The following is a 16,508-nucleotide window of genomic DNA, read 5'->3' on the forward strand; positions in this document are numbered from 1 at the left end:
GCTATCAAGGGGCATGGCGGCGGACACCACTGACATCGACGACATTCGCGAGCAAGCCCGGCGCTGGCTCGCCGACGACCCGGACCCGGCCAGCCGGGATGAGCTGACGGCAGTGCTCGACCGGCTGCCGGCGAGCGCCCCGGAGTTGGCCGACCGGTTCGCCGGGCCGCTGACCTTCGGCACCGCGGGCCTCCGCGGCCCGCTGCGCGCCGGCCCCAACGGAATGAACCTCGCCGTGGTCACCCAGGCCGCCGCTGGCCTGGTCGGCTGGCTCGCCGCCCAGGGCGGCACCGGCCCACTGGTGATCGGGTACGACGCCCGGCACGGCTCCCGCGAGTTCGCCGAGCGGACCGCCCAGGTGGCCACCGGTGCCGGCCGGCCGGCTCTGCTGCTGCCCCGCCCGCTACCCACCCCGGTGCTGGCGTACGTGGTGCGCCAGCTCGGCGCGGTCGCTGGCGTGATGGTCACGGCCAGCCACAACCCACCGCAGGACAACGGCTACAAGGTCTACCTCGGCGCCGAGCTGGGCGGGGAGCTGGGCGCGGGAGCGCAGATCGTGCCGCCTGCCGACGCCGGTATCGAAGCCGCCATCCGCGCGGTCGGCCCGCTGACCCAGGTGCCGCTGGGCCAACCCGGTCAGGTGCTCGGCGACGACGTGGTCGCCTCGTACGTCGAGCGGGCCACCGCGGCGATCGCGCCGGACGGGTCACGGGACCTGACGGTGGCGTACACCCCGCTGCACGGGGTGGGCGCCGCGGTGCTCACCGCCGCCTTCGCCCGCGCCGGCTTCCCGGTGCCCGGTGTGGTGCCCGATCAGGCCGAGCCGGACCCGGAGTTTCCCACCGTGTCGTTCCCCAACCCGGAGGAGCCGGGAGCGGTGGACCGGCTGATCGCGTTGGCCGACTCCACCGGCGCCGACCTCGCCATCGCCAACGACCCCGACGCGGACCGCTGCGCGGTGGTGGTCCGCGACGGCACGACCGACGGCGGGCAGAGCTGGCGGATGCTGCGCGGCGACGAGGTGGGCGTACTGCTCGCCGACCACCTGATGCGCCGCGGGGTGACCGGGCTCTACGCCACCACCATCGTCTCGTCGTCACTGCTCCGGGCGATGTGCGCGGCCCGGGGGCTGCCCTACGACGAGACGCTGACCGGCTTCAAGTGGATCGTCCGGGCCGGCGGCGGGAGCGCGCCGCTGGTCTACGGCTACGAGGAGGCGCTCGGCTACTGCGTCGCCCCGGAGCACGTACGCGACAAGGACGGCATCACCGCCGCGCTGACCGTGGCCGAACTGGCCGCCGGCCTCAAGGCGCAGGGTCGTACGCTGACCGACCGGCTGGACGAGCTGGCCGCCGAGTTCGGCGTGCACCACACCGACCAGCTCTCCGTCCGGGTGGACGACCTGCGGGAGATCGCCCGAGCGATGGCCCGGATCCGCGCGGCCACCCCGACCACGCTGCTGGGCCACCCGGTCGACAGCACCCAGGACCTGCTGCCGGAGGCGGACGTGGTGATCCTGCGCACCGGGGCAGCCCGGGTGGTGATCCGGCCGTCCGGCACCGAGCCGAAGCTCAAGGCGTACCTCGAGGTGGTCGAGCCGGTCACGGACGGCGACGTCGCGGCGGCCCGGACCCGCGCGCAGGCCGCGATCGCGCAGCTCCGCACCGAGATCGCCGCCGCCCTCGGCCTCTAGTGCGAGGAAGGGCCCCTTGCCGACGCCTGGTGCGTGGGCAAGGGGTCCTTTCGTGTCGGGGTCAGGCGCGCTTGCCGAGGGCCTGGTCGACGGCCTTCGCCAAGGCGGCGACGACCAGGCCGACCGAGGGGCGGACCACCGAGTCGTCGGTGCTCACCTCGCCGGAGAAACCGGCGCCGGTGGCGATCTCCGCCAGCCGGCGGCGGGCGTCCGCGGCGGCCTCGCCGGTCACCCCGAGCGCCGATTCCATCCGGAGCACCACGACCAGGGTGGCCAGCGCGGCGGTCCGCTCGTCCGGTGCGGCCACGCCGGTCAGCGCCTCGGCCAGCCGCAGCCGGGTTTCCGCCTCGACGGACGTGTCCACCACCGGGTAGCGGTGCACGTGGATGAAGCCCAGCTCGGTCTCGTCGATGTCCCGGACCACGCCCTGCCGGCACAGGTCACCGAGGATCCGGTCGCGCAGGCCGTGCCGCAGGCGCTGCACCCACGAGGCCGGGGTGTGCGGGGTGTCGGCGGCGATCCGGCCGAGCACCTCGTCGGTGACCGGCTCGCCGGTGGGCGTCGGGTCGACCACGGTCAGGGACCCGTCGGCGTACGCGATCCGGCCGGCCAGGGCCAGCTCGACCAGGACCGCGGCGGCCATGCCCAGGTCCAGGCTGATCCGCGGCATGGTCGCCTTGCCGGTCGTGTCGTCGTAGGCGAGGAGCAGCAACTCCTCGGCGAGCGCAACACCAGTCATGGCCGGAGACGGTAGCGGGTCCGCGCACCACCGCGCGCGAACCCGCCGGACCCGGCACCGACCGGGGTAACGCGTCAGAAGCGGGGCATGCCGCCGAACTGGCGGTCGCCAGCGTCACCGAGCCCGGGGACGATGAACTTCCGGTCGTTGAGCCCCTCGTCGATCGAGGCGGTGACCAGCCGCAACGGCAGGCCGGAGCGTTCCAGCCGCTCGATGCCGACCGGCGCGGCCAGCACGCAGAGCACGGTGATGTCGGTGCAGCCCCGATCGGCCAGCAGCTGGCAGCAGTGCTCCAGCGAGCCACCGGTGGCCAGCATCGGGTCGAGCACCAGCACCGGCAGCCCGGACAGCTCCCGGGGCAGCGACTCCATGTACGCGCGCGGCTCGTAGGTCTCCTCGTCGCGGGCCAGGCCCACGAAGCCCATCGAGGACTCGGGCAGCAGGCCGAGCGCGGCGTCCGCCATGCCCAGGCCGGCCCGCAGCACCGGCACCAGCAGCGGCGGGTTGGCCAGCCTGGTGCCCACGGTGGCGGTGACCGGCGTCTGCACCGGGTACCGCTCGACGGGGAAGGAGCGCGCCGCCTCGTACACCAGCATGGTGGTCAGTTCGTGCAGCGCGGCCCGGAACGTCGAGGAATCGGTGCGCGAGTCCCGCATGGCGGTCAGCCGAGACTGGGCCAGCGGGTGGTCAATGACGTGTACGTCCACGATCGCTCAACCTACCGGTCCGTCCGGCGTGGCGGTGCGGCTGCGGCCGGACCAGCGACGCCGCTCACGCCGGCGCGTCACCGGGCGGGCGTGAGCAAGATCACTCAGTGGTCCCGTGCGTAGACTTCTCGGCATGACGGCGACAACGACGTCGGCCCGGTCGGAGCTCTCCGAGCTGGGACGATCCGAGACCGCTCTGCGGACCTTCCTGCACGGCCTGCCCGGCGTGGACCAGGTCGGCGCGGAGCAGCGGGCGGCACAGCTCGGCACCCGCTCCATCAAGACCACCGCGAAGGCCCAGGCGATCGACCTGGCCATCCGGATGGTCGACCTGACCACCCTGGAGGGGGCGGACACCCCCGGCAAGGTGCGCGCGCTGGCCGCGAAGGCGCTGCGCCCGGACCCGGCCGACCCGTCCTGCCCACACGTCGGCGCCGTCTGCGTCTACCCGGCGATGGTCCCGTACGTCGCCGAGGTGCTGCGCGGCAGCGGAGTGCACCTGGCCAGCGTGGCGACCGCCTTCCCATCGGGCCAGGCGCCGCTGGAGATCAAGCTCGCCGACACCCGGGCCGCCGTCAAGGCCGGTGCCGACGAGATCGACATGGTCATCAACCGGGGCGCGTTCCTGGCCGGGCGGTACAAGGAGGTCTACGACGAGATCGTGGCCACCAAGGAAGCCTGCGGGGACGCCCACCTCAAGGTGATCCTGGAGACCGGCGAGCTGGCCACCTACGACAACGTGCGTCGGGCCTCCTGGCTGGCCATGCTGGCCGGCGGCGACTTCATCAAGACCTCCACCGGGAAGGTCCCGGTCGCCGCGACGCTGCCGGTGACCCTGGTGATGGTGGAGGCGGTCCGCGACTTCCGGGCCGCCACCGGGCGGCAGGTCGGCGTGAAGCCGGCCGGCGGCATCAAGAACACCAAGGACGCGATCAAGTACCTGGTGATGGTCAACGAGACCGTCGGCCCAGACTGGCTCGACCCGGACTGGTTCCGCTTCGGCGCGTCCAGCCTGCTCAACGACCTGCTGATGCAACGCACCAAGCTGACGACCGGCACCTACTCCGGTCCCGACTACTTCACCCTGGACTGATAGCCGATGTTCGAATACGCACCCGCCCCCGAGTCCCGCTCGGTGGTGGACCTCAAGCCCTCGTACGGGCTGTTCATCGACGGTGAGTTCGTCGACCCGACCGACGGCGGCAGCTTCAAGTCGATCAACCCCGCGTCCGAGGAGGTGCTGGCCGAGGTATCCGAGGCCGGCACGCAGGACGTGGAGCGCGCGGTACGCGCCGCCCGCAAGGCGTACGAGAAGGTCTGGGGTCCGATGCCGGGCCGGGACCGGGCCAAGTACCTGTTCCGGATCGCCCGGATCATCCAGGAGCGCTCCCGTGAGCTGGCCGTGCTGGAGTCGCTGGACAACGGCAAGCCGATCAGGGAGTCCCGCGACGTCGACCTGCCGCTGGTCGCCGCGCACTTCTTCTACTACGCCGGCTGGGCCGACAAGCTGGAGCACGCCGGCTTCGGGTCGAACCCGCGGCCGGTCGGTGTCGCCGCGCAGGTCATCCCGTGGAACTTCCCGCTGCTCATGCTGGCCTGGAAGATCGCCCCTGCCCTCGCGGCGGGCAACACGGTGGTGCTGAAGCCGGCGGAGACCACCCCGCTGACCGCGCTGCTCTTCGCCGAGATCTGCCAGCAGGCCGAGCTACCGGCCGGCGTCGTCAACATCATCACCGGCGCCGGTGACACCGGCCGGACGCTGGTCGAGCACCCCGGCGTGGACAAGGTCGCCTTCACCGGCTCCACCGACGTCGGCCGGGCCATCGCCCGGTCCGTCGCCGGCACCCGCAAGAAGCTCACCCTGGAGCTGGGCGGCAAGGCTGCCAACATCGTCTTCGACGACGCACCGATCGACCAGGCCGTCGAGGGGATCGTCAACGGCATCTTCTTCAACCAGGGGCACGTCTGCTGCGCCGGCTCCCGGCTGCTGGTCCAGGAGAACGTCGCCGACCGGGTGCTCGAGTCGCTGAAGCGGCGGATGGCCCAGCTGCGGGTGGGCGACCCGCTGGACAAGAACACCGACGTCGGTGCGATCAACTCCGCCGCCCAGCTGGAGCGGATCCGCGAGCTGTCCGACGCCGGCTCGGCCGAGGGCGCCGAGCGGTGGTCGCCGCCGTGCGAGCTGCCCGACCGGGGCTTCTGGTTCGCGCCGACCATCTTCACCGGGGTCACCCAGGCGCACCGGATCGCCCGCGAGGAGATCTTCGGCCCGGTGCTGTCGGTACTCACCTTCCGCACCCCGGCCGAGGCCGTGGAGAAGGCCAACAACACGCCGTACGGGCTGTCGGCGGGGATCTGGACCGACAAGGGTTCCCGGATCCTCTGGATGGCCGACCGGCTGCGCGCCGGCGTCGTCTGGGCCAACACGTTCAACAAGTTCGACCCCACCTCGCCGTTCGGCGGGTACAAGGAGTCGGGCTACGGTCGCGAGGGCGGCCGACACGGGCTGGAGGGCTACCTCAATGTCTGAGCGGGTCGCGGTACGCAAGACGTACAAGCTCTTCATCGGCGGGAAGTTCCCGCGCAGCGAGTCGGGACGGTCGTATCTCGTGCAGTCCTCGAATGTGTCACTGGCCTCCCGCAAGGACGCCCGGGACGCGGTGGTCGCCGCCCGCGCCGCCGTGAAGGGCTGGGCCGGGGCGACCGCGTACAACCGGGGTCAGATCCTCTACCGGGCCGCCGAGATGCTGGAGGGTCGCCGCGAGCAGTTCGTGGCCCTCGGCGTGCCGGGCGACGAGGTGGACGCCGCGGTGGACCGCTGGGTCTGGTACGCCGGCTGGTCCGACAAGCTCCCCCAGGTGTACGGCGGCGCCAACCCGGTCGCCGGGCCGTACTTCAACCTGTCTTCGCCCGAGCCGACCGGCGTGGTCGCCGTCGTCGCCCCGGAGCGCCCGGCGCTGCTCGGCCTGGTCAGCGTGATCGCACCGGCGATCGTCACCGGTAACACGGTGGTGGTGGCGGCCTCCCCGACCGAGCCGCTGGCGGCGGTGACGCTGGCCGAGGTGCTGGCCACCTCCGACCTGCCCGGCGGGGTGGTCAACATCCTCACCGGCAGGATCACGGAGACCGCGCCGACGCTGGCCGCCCACATGGACGTCAACGCGATCGACCTGACCGGGGTGACCGACGCCGAACTGGCGGCCGACCTGGAGGTCAGGGCGGCGGAGAACCTCAAGCGGGTGCTCCGGCCGGCCCCGGCCGACCAGGACTGGTCCGCCGACCCCGGCCTGGCCCGAATGACGAACCTGCTGGAGACGAAGACCGTCTGGCACCCCAAGGGGGTGTGATCGGTCGGTCCCGGCCGTGGGGTTTCGGGGGGAGCCCGCCCGCTCCGGGCGGTCAGGCTTGATCCCTCCGCAGGCGGGCTCCCCCCGAAACCTGACCTGGGCCGGGTCCGCCCGGGTATTCGATCTTGCTGGCCGGCGCCTCCTGTGGGGGTCACCGGCCAGCGGTGTATCCGGTCGACCGACCACGCCGGTGATCATGGGTTGGCGAAAAGGATCGATCTCGCCCGACCCAGCCAACCTGATGATCGTCGGTGGCGGGGCGGGTGACCTCTCGGGGTGGCGGATCTACTACCGGGGGTAGGATTGCGGGGTGACTCGGTTGGGCGATCTTGAGCGTGCGGTGATGGACGTGCTGTGGGACGTGGTTCCCGGCACGTCGGACGGAGTGACCGTGCGCGAGGTGGCCGACGCGCTCGACGGCCGCGAGCTGGCGTACACCACGGTGATGACCGTGCTGGACCGGCTCGCCGGCAAGGGCATGGTGCAGCGGGAGCGGGAGGGCCGGGCCTGGCGGTACCGGCCGGCGGCCAGCCGCGAGGCGCACATCGCCCAGCTCATGCTCGACGCCCTCGACCTGGGCGGCAGCCGGGACGCCGCGCTGGTGCGCTTCGCCCGCTCGGTCACCGGCACCGAGGCCGAGGTGCTGCGCGCGGCCCTGGGGAGCGAGGCCGGGCTGACCCGGCCCGCGCCCACCGAAGGGGCCGAGCTGACCGACCGGGTGGACGGACCGGCGGGCCGGCGGGCAGCCGACGAGGCAGCGGAGCGGTAGGGCGCCATGGCGTACGCCGCGCACTTCGCCGCCACCATGCTGGCCTGCTATCTGACCGCGCAGGTACTGGCCCGGTCGACCTGGACGTGGCGTAGCCCTCGGGTGGCGATCATCTGCTGGCAGGCCGTCGGGTTGGCGCTGGGCCTCTCCGCGATGGGCCTGCCGATGGCGCTCGGAGTGAGCGGGTACGACCTGCCGACCGGCAGCGCACTGCTCGCCCTGACGACCGACCTCGCTCACGGCACCCTGCCGGTCGGGGAGACCGCCTTCCACCTGGCCGGTGTGGGCGTGGGCTTCGGCATCGGGGCGGTGCTGGTCACCACGACCGTGCGCAGCATCCACGGCACCGTACGCGCCCAGCGCCGCCACCGGGACCTGCTCACGCTGGTCGCCCGGGACGACCCGGCCGCGCCCGGCGCGCTGGTGCTGGACCATCCGAGCGCCGCGGCGTACTGCCTGCCGGGGGTGAAGCCGCAGGTGGTGGTCAGCGCCGGCACACTGACCCTGCTGGACCGGGCCGAACTGGCGGCGGTGCTCAGCCACGAGCGGGCGCACGCCCATGAGCGGCACGACCTGGTGCTGCTGCCGTTCACCGCGCTCTGCCGCGCGTTGCCGTGGTTCCGCTGGGTCCGTGACGCACACGAGCGGGTCGCCCTGCTGGTCGAGATGCGCGCCGACGACAAGGCACGCGAGCTGCACGCCGAGGCACCGCTGGCGGGCGCGCTGCGCCGGTTCGCCGCCGCCGGCCACCGGATCACCCCGGCCGGGGCGCTGGGCATGGGCGATCGGGACCTGGACGTACGCGTGCAGCGCCTGCTGGTCAGCGACCAACCGCCCCGGGTCCTCGGCGCCGCGGCCCTCGCGGTCGCCAGCACGCTGGTCGCCCTCCCGATCAGCCTCTTCCTGAACTGACCCGCACCCGCGCCGGCGCACTGCACCGCGCACCCGCACACCGCGCGACTTCGCGCCGCGCCGCCGTGCCCGTGCCTGCGCCCATTCAAGATCGCGCTCGATCCAGGATGTAGTGGCCTCTCGGGTCCGTGAGGCCACTACATCCAGGTTTGAGCGCGATCTTCCCCGAACCCACAACTACTACGTCTTGTCGTAGACTTTCTTACGACGGGGCGTAGTAGTTAATGTGTAGCCAAGCTACGTGTAGGGTGGCTATGACAAGGGAGCCAACGCTTACGGAGAGCCGGACATGGACACGCTGCTCCTCGCTCGCCTGCAGTTCGCCACCACCACCTCGATCCACTTCCTGTTCGTGGTCGTCACGCTCGGGCTGGTCACCCTGCTGGTCGGGATGCAGACCGCCTGGGTGGTCACCGGCAACCCGACCTGGGAGCGGCTCACCCGGTTCTGGGGTCAGCTCTACGTGATCAACTACGTGCTCGGCATCGCCACCGGCATCGTCATGGAGTTCCAGTTCGGTCTGAACTGGAGCGGCCTGTCGCGCTACGTCGGCAACGTCTTCGGCGCACCGCTGGCCATCGAGACACTGGTGGCGTTCTTTCTGGAGTCCACGTTCCTCGGCATGTGGATCTTCGGCTGGCACCGGCTCCGCAAGGGCGTGCACCTCGCGCTGCTCTGGGGCGTGGCGCTCACCGCGTACGCCTCGGCGTTCTGGATCATGGTGGCCAACTCCTGGTTGCAGCATCCGGTCGGCTACGAGGTGCGCGACGGGATCGCCCACCTCACCGACTTCGGCGCACTGCTCACCAACCCCAGCCTCGGCATGGCCTTCGGGCACGTGGTCTCGGCGGCGTTGCTGGTCGGCGGGATGCTGATGGCGGCCATCAGCGCCTGGCACCTGATCCGGCGCACCCCCGACTTCGCGCTCTTCCGCACCTCGCTGCGGATCGGCCTGGTCACCGCGGCGGTGGCGATCACCCTGGTGCAGGGCTTCGGCTTCGCCCAGTTCGGCCCGGTCGGCGCGGTGCAGCCGACCAAGTTCGGCCAGGGCCCGGAGGCGCAGGCGCTGATCGCCGAGTGGACGGCCCGGTTCGGCCCCGGCGACTACACCCCACCGGTGCTGGCCAGCGTCGGGCTGGGCTTCATGATCCTGATCGGCTTCACCCTCGGCTGCGTCTGGTTCCTGCTCCCCCTGCTCTACCGGGACTGGATCATCCGACTGCGCTTCCCGCTCTGGCTGGTCCTGCTCGCCCTGCCGCTGCCGTTCGTCGCGGTGATCCTCGGCTGGATCTCCCGGGAGGTCGGCCGTCAACCCTGGGTGGCGTACGGGCTGCTCCCCACCGAGCAGGCGGTCTCCCCGGTCGGCGCACCGGTGATGCTCGCCTCGCTGATCGGCTTCAGCCTGCTGCTGGGCACCCTCGCCGTCACCAACTGGGTCCTGCTCGCCCGGCACGCGGCCCGCGGCGCGGGCGACCCGCCGCTCGGCCGCCCGCCGGCAGTGCCGCAGCAGCCGTCCCAGCCCGAACCCGCCCTCGCCTGAGGAGATCTCCGTGGACCTCGCCTGGTACACCCTGCTCGGCCTCTTCTTCTGCGGGTACCTGGTGCTCGCCGGGTACGACTACGGCGTCGGGCTGCTGCTCGCCCGGGGTGGTGGTCCGGCCGGGCGGCGGGCGACGCTGACCGCGCTCGGCCCGTTCTTCCTCGGCAACGAGGTCTGGCTGGTCGCTGCCATGGGCATCCTCTTCGGTGCCTTCCCGGTGCTGGAGGGCGAGTTGCTCTCCGGGTGCTACCCGGCCGTCGCTGGCGCGCTGACCGGGGTGATCCTGGTCACCGCCGGGGTGCAGCTTCGCAGCAGACCCACCGACGAACGGATTCGGGCCCGTTGGGACCGGGTCGTGGTGGTCGGCAGCGCGCTCGCCGCGGTGGGCTGGGGCGTGCTGCTGGCCGCGCTGCTGCAGGGCATGCCGCGACAGGCCGACGGGCACGTCGCCGGGGTGTCGCATCTGGCCACTCCGTTCGCGGCCACCGCCGGGCTCGCCATGGTCGCCCTGGTCGCGGTGCACGGTGCGACCTTCCTCACCCTGCGGCTGCCGGCCGCCGACGCCGCCGCGGTCGGCCGGTTGGCCCGCCGGCTGGTTCGGGTGGCGCTCACCGCGGTCGCCCTGGCCACCGTCGTGGGCCTGCTCTCCGCCCGGGTACGCGACGCCGTCCAGCGGCCGGCGGTGGCCGTACTCCTGCCGGTGCTGCTGGCGGCGGCGCTGCTGGTGGCCCGCGCGGCGCTGACGAGGCATCGGCCGGGGTGGGCGCTGATCGCCACCGGCGCAGCCCTGGCGCTGCCGGTGGCGCTGGTCGGCGCGGCCCTCTGGCCCTACGTGCTGGTGTCCACGACCGACCCGGGCGCCTCGCTGACGGTGGCCGACGCCGCCGCCAGCGCACCGACGCTGCGGCTGCTCGGCTGGGTGGTGCTGCCCCTGCTGCCGGCCCTACTAGGCTTCCAGGCAATGTGTTGGTGGGTTTTCCGGGGACGGACCGACGGCAGGGCACCGGTGTACTGGTGAACCGCCGTCCCTTCGACCCGCGTCTGCTGCGCCGGGTCCCCGAGGCCCGGCGTGATCTTGCCGTGCTCGCCCTGCTCGGCGTGCTCGCCGCCGGGTTGATCGTCGCGCAGGCCACCGCGCTCGCGACGGCGCTGGCCACGGCCTTCGACGGGCGGCTGGACCGGCCGGCGCTGGCCGGCTTCGTGCTCACGGTCGCCGCCCGTGCGGCGTTGGTCTGGGCGCAGGGCACGGTCTCGGCGCGGGTCGCCGCCACGGTCAAGGCCACGCTGCGGGCCGACCTGCTCGGCGCGGTGGGCCGGCACGGGCCGGCCTGGGTGGCCGGTCAGCGGGCCGGTCAGCTCGCGACCCTGACCGGGCGCGGGCTCGACGCGTTGGACGCGTACTTCACCGGATACCTGCCGCAGTTGGTGCTGAGCGTGACGGTGCCACTGGCGGTGCTGGCCCGGGTCGTCCTCGCCGACTGGAGCTCGGCGGTGATCATCGCGCTGACCCTGCCGCTGATCCCGGTCTTCGGCGCGCTGCTCGGCTGGCAGGCGCAGGCCGCCACGGAGCGGCAGTGGCGCCGGCTCTCCCTGCTGGGCGGGCACTTCCTCGACATGGTCGCCGGGCTGCCGACGCTGCGCGCGTTCGGGCGGGCCCGGGCGCAGACCGAGGTGGTCCGCCGGATGGCCGACGGGCACCGGGTCGCCACCATGAAGACGCTGCGGATCGCGTTCCTCTCCGCGCTGGTGCTGGAGCTGGTCGCCACCCTCTCGGTGGCCCTGGTCGCGGTGCCGGTCGGCATCCGGCTGCTGGGCGGCGGCCTGGCCCTGCAGACCGCGCTGCTGATCCTGCTGCTCACCCCGGAGGCGTACCTGCCGCTGCGGGCCGCCGGCAGCCGCTTCCACGCCAGCATGGAGGGGCTCACCGCGCTGGACGAGGCGCTCACCATCTCCGCCGCGCCGGCCGCACCCCGGGCCGCCGAGGGCGCGGCCACTCCGGACGGCCGGGGCGAGATCCGGTTCGAGTTGGTGACCGTGGCGTACGAGCGGACCACCGCACTGCGCGACGTGACCCTGACCGTCCGGCCCGGCGAGCGGATCGCCATCATCGGGCCCAGCGGCGCCGGCAAGAGCACACTGCTCGGCCTGCTGCTCGGCTTCGTGACCCCGACCAGCGGCCGGATCACGGTGGACGGGGTCGACCTCGCCGCCGCCGACCCGGACGCCTGGCGCAGGCAGTTGGCCTGGGTGCCGCAACGGGCCCACCTCTTCGCCGCCTCACTGGCCGACAACATCCGGCTCGGCGCGCCGGACACCCGGCCCGAGGCACTCGCCGCCGCCGTACACGACGCGGCCCTGGACGACGTGGTGGCCGGCCTGCCGGACGGGCTGGACACGCTGCTCGGCGAGCGCGGGCATGGCCTGTCCAGCGGGCAGCGGCAACGGGTGGCCCTGGCGCGGGCGTTCCTCCGGAACGCTCCGGTGGTGCTGCTCGACGAGCCCACCGCCCGGTTGGACACCGCAGCCGAGGCGGTGGTGCTCGACGCCACCCGCCGGCTGGTCGCCGGGCGGACCGCGCTGCTGGTCGCGCACCGGCCGGCGCTGCTGGCCGACGCCGACCGGATCCTGCGGATCGAGGACGGCCGGGTCACCGAGCTGACGCCCGAGCCGACCGGGAAGGTGACCCGATGAGCACGGCACCCGATCCCCTGGCGGCCGGGCCGGGCCCGCTGGACGCGATGCCGGAGTTGGCGGCCGGCGCGGCACCGGCCGGGCGGGCGGCCGCCGAGCGGACGGTGCTGCGGCTGGCCCGGCCGTACCTGAGCCGGCTCGTCGGCGCGGGGCTGCTCGCCGCTGCCACCGAGTTCGCCGGGCTCGCCCTGATGGCCACCGCGACCTGGCTGCTGATGAGCGCCGCCGGCCAGCCGCCGCTGGACCGGCTCACCGTGGCGATCGTCGCGGTCCGGGCACTGGCGATCAGCCGGGGCGTGTTCCGCTACACCGAACGGCTCGCCGGGCACGACGCCGTGCTCCGCATGATCACCGACGTTCGGGCCCGGGTCTTCGCCACCCTCGCCGCCCGCCGCACCGCCGGGCACCGCTCGGGGGACGTGCTGAGCCGGCTGGTCTCCGACGTCGAGGCGGTCCAGGACCTGCTGCTGCGGGTGCTGGTGCCGGCCTCGGCGGCAGCCCTGGTCGGGTTGTTGGCGGTGGGCGGGGCGGCGTTGATCTCGCCGCCGGCCGCCGGTGTGCTCGCCATCGGCCTGCTCGTGGCCGGGGTAGCGCTGCCCGTACTGGCCACCGCGGTCACCCGGCGTAGCGCGGCCGAGGTGGCCCCGCTGCGCGGCGCACTGGCCACCGACGCGATCGACCTCACCCACGGCGCCGCCGACCTGGCCGCGTTCGGCGCGACCGACACCGCTCTGCACGCCGCCGAGCAGCGGGCCGGACGGCTGGCGCGGCTGGAACGCCGGCTGGCCGCCACCGGGTTCGCGGTGGACGCGGCCGGCGTTCTCGTCGCCGGCCTGACCGCTGCCGCGGTGGTGCTGGTCGCGCTCGCCGCCGACGTGCGGGGGGTACTGATCGGCGTGCTGGCCGTCGGCACCCTGACCGCCGTCGAGGTGGCGCTGGCCCTGGTCGCGGCGTCCCGCCAGTGGACCCAGCTACGGCCCGCCCTGACCCGCGTTGCCGCCCTGCTCGATGCGGACGCACCGGCTCCCCCGGCCGCCGGTCTCAAGCCGGACGGCGTGGACCCGGGCGGCCCGCACGAGCTGCGCTTCGTCGACGTGACCGTGCGGTACCGGGCCGGTGCCGCGCCCGCGCTGGACCGGGTGAGCCTGGACCTGCCGGCCGGGCGGCGGATCGCGGTGGTCGGCCCGAGCGGCGCCGGCAAGAGCACCCTGGCGGCCGTGTTGACCGGCGCGGTCCGGCCCGCGTCCGGCCGGGTCACCCTGGACGGCCACGACCTGTCGGCGTACTCCGAGGAGGAGCTGCCCCGCGCGGTCGGCGGGCTGCTCGCCGAGGCGTACGTCTTCCACGCCACCGTGCGGGAGAACCTGCTGCTCGGCCGGGCCATGGCGGACGACGAGGAGCTGACCGCAGCGACCGCCGCCGCTGGCCTGCTGGACTGGGTACGCGCCCAGCCTGCGGGTTGGGACACCCTGGTCGGCGAGGAGGGCGCCCAGCTCTCCGGCGGCCAGCGGCAGCGGCTCGCGCTCGCCCGGGCCCTGCTCGCCGCGCCGTCGGTGCTGGTGCTCGACGAGCCCACCGAAGGGCTGGACCCGACCGCCGCGGACGCGGTGCTCGCCTCCGCCCTCGCCGCCACCCCCACCGGGCACTCGGTGTTGCTGATCAGCCACCGGCTCAGCGGGCTGGCCGACCTGGACGAGATCGTCGTCCTCGACGGCGGCCGGGTGATCCAGCGCGGCCGGCACGCCGAGCTGATCGCCACCCCCGGCTGGTACCGGGACCAGTGGCTGCTCCAGGCGGCGGCCGAACGCGGATATCTGGCCCTCGCCCCCTGACCGGCCTCCGGGACCGACCAGGGTTTTCCCGGACGTCCGCGCACCGACGTCCGTGGCAGGGTGGTGCCATGCCGCGCTGTGAGGACGTGTTGGTGGAGGAGCACCTCCGGGAGCTGGCCGCCCGGTTGCAGGGGCCCGCGCGGCTGAAGACCGACCTGCTGACCGAAGCCCGGCACGGGCTGCTGGACGCCGTCGAGGCGTACCGCGAGGACGGGGTGCCGCCCACCGAGGCGCAGCGGCGGGCGGTGGCCGAGTTCGGCACACCGGCGCAGCTGCTCCCCTCCTGGCAGGCCGAGTTGGCGGTGGGTGCGCTGCGCGGGCTCTCGCTGCGGATGCTGGCCGTGGCCGGGGTGCTGGTGGTGGCGGGCGACCTGACCTGGAGCGGGGCGACCTGGAGCGATGGCCCGCGCCCGCCAGCCGTCTACCTGCTGCTCTCCGCCTCGGTCGACTGGATCTGGATGGGCGCACTGCTGTTCGCGGTGGCCGGTCTGCTGGTGGTGGTGGCGAGCGGCCGGTCCGCCCGGCCGGGCCTCGTGGTGGCGCAGCGGGCGGTGGGCGCCGGCCTGACCGGCGCCCTGGTCCTCGGCATGCTGGCCGGCGGCGCTCTTTTCGCCTGGTCGATCGGGCTCTGGGACGCGGCGCTGAGCTGGCCGCCGATGATCATCGGGGCGGTGCTGATCAGCGCCGCCTACTTCTCGCTGACCCGCGCGGCGCGCGGCTGGTTGCGGGCCACCGCCCGCTGAGTCGGCGGGCGGGCTCAGGCCGGGGTGCCGGGAGGTGGGCTGCCCGGGTCGAGGAACTGGCCGACCGTCGTGCGGAACTCGCGCCAACCCGCCCGCTCCCCGGCCAACGCCCGCCGGCCGGGGTCGGTGAGCTGATACGTCCGCCGCTCCCGGCCGTTGACCGTGCTCCAGGTGCTCGCCACGTGCCCGGCGCGCTCCAGCCGGCGCAGAGCCGGGTAGATGGTGCCGGTGGGCAGGTCGAGGTTGCCGTCGCTGCGCGCCCGCAGCGCCTCGATGATGGCGTAGCCGTGCAGCGCGCCCTGTTCGAGAACGGCGAGCAGCAGTGCGTCAAGGTGGCCGTGCAACGCCTGGGCCTTCATGCGTAGCAAGGCTACTTGTCCGACGGCCGGTCCGCCACCGGCAGCCCCCGGAGACGCCGGCGGTAACCTGTGGCTGCCGGCGCTGACCCGCAGGCCCGAACCGGTGCACCGCCCGGCCTTCGGGGTGCGGGCACCGGCCACCCAGACCCGCCGACTAGGGTATGTGCCCAGAGTCACTCGCCGGTCGGAGACGCCGGCGGGTGGGCAACCCGAAGCACACGGAGGTCAGCGTGGCCCGCCAGTCGCCCCAACGGCCCGACGCCGACGAGCCCGAGCTCGACGACACCACCGGCCCGGCCGAGCCAGACGAGGCCGACGAGACCGGCCGCGCGTCGACGCCGGCCGACCGGTCGCTCTGGGACGAGGTGCGGATCGACCCGGTGGAGATCGCCCTGCCCGCCGGCACCGGCTTCACGCTGCGGGCGTACCGGACGGCGGGGGAGCTGACCCCGACCGACGTGACCGAGCGGGACCAGGACGACCCGTTCCTCGCTCGCCGTCAGGTGGTCGAGGAGGAGGACGACGAGACCGTCGTCATCCTCGACGAGGAGTTGGCCGAGGAGTTCGCCGAGAGCGACGAGGAGGAGCCGTCGCGCCGTCGCCGCGACGGTGCCACGGACGCCGACGCGACCAAGGACGACGAGGACGAGGACGTCGCCAACGAGGCGGACGACGAGGAAGTGCCCGCCTTCCTCAGCCACCGGGGCAAGCTGCTGCTGTTCAAAACCCCCGAGTCGTTGGTGAGTTTCATCCGATCCGGCGCGCCCAACGATCTGTCCCAACTGGACAGCTGGAATGAATTGGCCGAACGGGTAGAGCCGGCCGATATCGCGCCGCTGGACGAGGACACCTACGAGCTCGACCTCGTGGTGGAGAACCTGCGCGGCGGGCACGACAGCTGGGATTCGACCCTGCTGATCGAGGCTGGTGAGGTCGCCCGTGACCTGTCGTACGCGTTGCGGCTGCCTGCGGTGTTGGACATGCTCTCCGCCGGGTCCAGCCTCGACGATCTGGACGAGGCGCTGCGGGCCACCGTCAACGGTGGGATCGGCGGTTTCATGGGCCGACGGCGGCTGAAGAAAATCGGGGCACAAACCGCAAGTCTGGGTTGGCGCACCATTGTCGGCAAGATCTCTGCGGTCGTGGACTGGCGCGACTGACCCGTACCGGGGAGCA

General features: G+C 73.5%; 15 protein-coding genes. 12 read left to right on the top strand and 3 right to left on the bottom strand.

Annotated elements, in window-relative coordinates; translation table 11 throughout:
* Window positions 1-13: 13 nt before the first annotated feature.
* Window positions 14-1,693, top strand: coding sequence for a phospho-sugar mutase (locus ACFY29_RS11145; RefSeq protein WP_386985198.1), 1,680 nt, complete (start codon window positions 14-16; stop codon window positions 1,691-1,693).
* Window positions 1,694-1,754: 61 nt separating this feature from the next.
* Here the strand turns inward: ACFY29_RS11145 and ACFY29_RS11150 are convergent, their stop codons facing one another.
* Together ACFY29_RS11150 and upp are read right to left on the bottom strand one after the other, a co-directional pair.
* The gene (locus ACFY29_RS11150; RefSeq protein ID WP_328423431.1) at window positions 1,755-2,432 is read right to left on the bottom strand and encodes a GPP34 family phosphoprotein; all 678 of its coding nucleotides are present in this window, start codon (window positions 2,430-2,432) and stop codon (window positions 1,755-1,757) included.
* Window positions 2,433-2,506: 74 nt separating this feature from the next.
* The gene (gene upp, locus ACFY29_RS11155; protein WP_386985200.1) at window positions 2,507-3,139 is read right to left on the bottom strand and encodes a uracil phosphoribosyltransferase; all 633 of its coding nucleotides are present in this window, start codon (window positions 3,137-3,139) and stop codon (window positions 2,507-2,509) included.
* Window positions 3,140-3,272: 133 nt separating this feature from the next.
* Here upp and deoC point away from each other — a divergent pair, with 133 nt between their 5' ends.
* From deoC to ACFY29_RS11205, 10 genes are all read left to right on the top strand, one after another.
* Complete coding sequence (deoC, locus tag ACFY29_RS11160; protein WP_386985202.1) at window positions 3,273-4,232, top strand: deoxyribose-phosphate aldolase; 960 nt, start codon at window positions 3,273-3,275, stop codon at window positions 4,230-4,232.
* Window positions 4,233-4,238: 6 nt separating this feature from the next.
* The gene (locus ACFY29_RS11165) at window positions 4,239-5,669 is read left to right on the top strand and encodes an aldehyde dehydrogenase family protein (protein ID WP_386985203.1); all 1,431 of its coding nucleotides are present in this window, start codon (window positions 4,239-4,241) and stop codon (window positions 5,667-5,669) included.
* Window positions 5,662-6,486 (top strand): aldehyde dehydrogenase family protein, encoded by an 825-nt coding sequence (locus ACFY29_RS11170; RefSeq protein WP_386985205.1) that lies wholly within the window; start codon window positions 5,662-5,664, stop codon window positions 6,484-6,486. The genes ACFY29_RS11165 and ACFY29_RS11170 overlap by 8 nt, the downstream gene beginning before the upstream one ends.
* Window positions 6,487-6,796: 310 nt before the next feature.
* A complete protein-coding gene (locus ACFY29_RS11175; RefSeq protein WP_328423421.1) occupies window positions 6,797-7,255 on the top strand; it encodes a BlaI/MecI/CopY family transcriptional regulator in 459 nt (152 codons plus the stop codon).
* A gap of 6 nt (window positions 7,256-7,261) precedes the next feature.
* A complete protein-coding gene (locus ACFY29_RS11180) occupies window positions 7,262-8,167 on the top strand; it encodes a M56 family metallopeptidase (protein WP_355602418.1) in 906 nt (301 codons plus the stop codon).
* A gap of 289 nt (window positions 8,168-8,456) precedes the next feature.
* Window positions 8,457-9,707: a cytochrome ubiquinol oxidase subunit I gene (locus tag ACFY29_RS11185; RefSeq protein WP_386985208.1), complete on the top strand. Its 1,251-nt coding sequence runs from the start codon at window positions 8,457-8,459 to the stop codon at window positions 9,705-9,707.
* 10 nt (window positions 9,708-9,717) lie between these two features.
* Complete coding sequence (locus ACFY29_RS11190; RefSeq protein ID WP_386985209.1) at window positions 9,718-10,725, top strand: cytochrome d ubiquinol oxidase subunit II; 1,008 nt, start codon at window positions 9,718-9,720, stop codon at window positions 10,723-10,725.
* Window positions 10,722-12,398: a thiol reductant ABC exporter subunit CydD gene (cydD, locus tag ACFY29_RS11195; RefSeq protein WP_386985211.1), complete on the top strand. Its 1,677-nt coding sequence runs from the start codon at window positions 10,722-10,724 to the stop codon at window positions 12,396-12,398. The genes ACFY29_RS11190 and cydD overlap by 4 nt, the downstream gene beginning before the upstream one ends.
* The gene (cydC, locus tag ACFY29_RS11200) at window positions 12,395-14,230 is read left to right on the top strand and encodes a thiol reductant ABC exporter subunit CydC (RefSeq protein ID WP_386985213.1); all 1,836 of its coding nucleotides are present in this window, start codon (window positions 12,395-12,397) and stop codon (window positions 14,228-14,230) included. Before cydD ends, cydC begins: the two co-directional genes overlap by 4 nt.
* Window positions 14,231-14,298: 68 nt before the next feature.
* Window positions 14,299-14,973, top strand: coding sequence for a permease prefix domain 1-containing protein (locus ACFY29_RS11205; RefSeq protein WP_386985215.1), 675 nt, complete (start codon window positions 14,299-14,301; stop codon window positions 14,971-14,973).
* 14 nt (window positions 14,974-14,987) lie between these two features.
* Here ACFY29_RS11205 and ACFY29_RS11210 read toward each other — a convergent pair whose 3' ends face one another.
* Window positions 14,988-15,332, bottom strand: coding sequence for a helix-turn-helix transcriptional regulator (locus ACFY29_RS11210; protein ID WP_328423409.1), 345 nt, complete (start codon window positions 15,330-15,332; stop codon window positions 14,988-14,990).
* 200 nt (window positions 15,333-15,532) lie between these two features.
* On the opposite strand from ACFY29_RS11210, the gene ACFY29_RS11215 reads away from it, so the two are divergent.
* Complete coding sequence (locus ACFY29_RS11215) at window positions 15,533-16,492, top strand: DNA primase (protein WP_386985217.1); 960 nt, start codon at window positions 15,533-15,535, stop codon at window positions 16,490-16,492.
* Window positions 16,493-16,508: the final 16 nt, after the last annotated feature.

The organism is Micromonospora sp. NPDC000668 (genome assembly GCF_042897975.1).
Lineage (GTDB): Bacteria > Actinomycetota > Actinomycetes > Mycobacteriales > Micromonosporaceae > Micromonospora.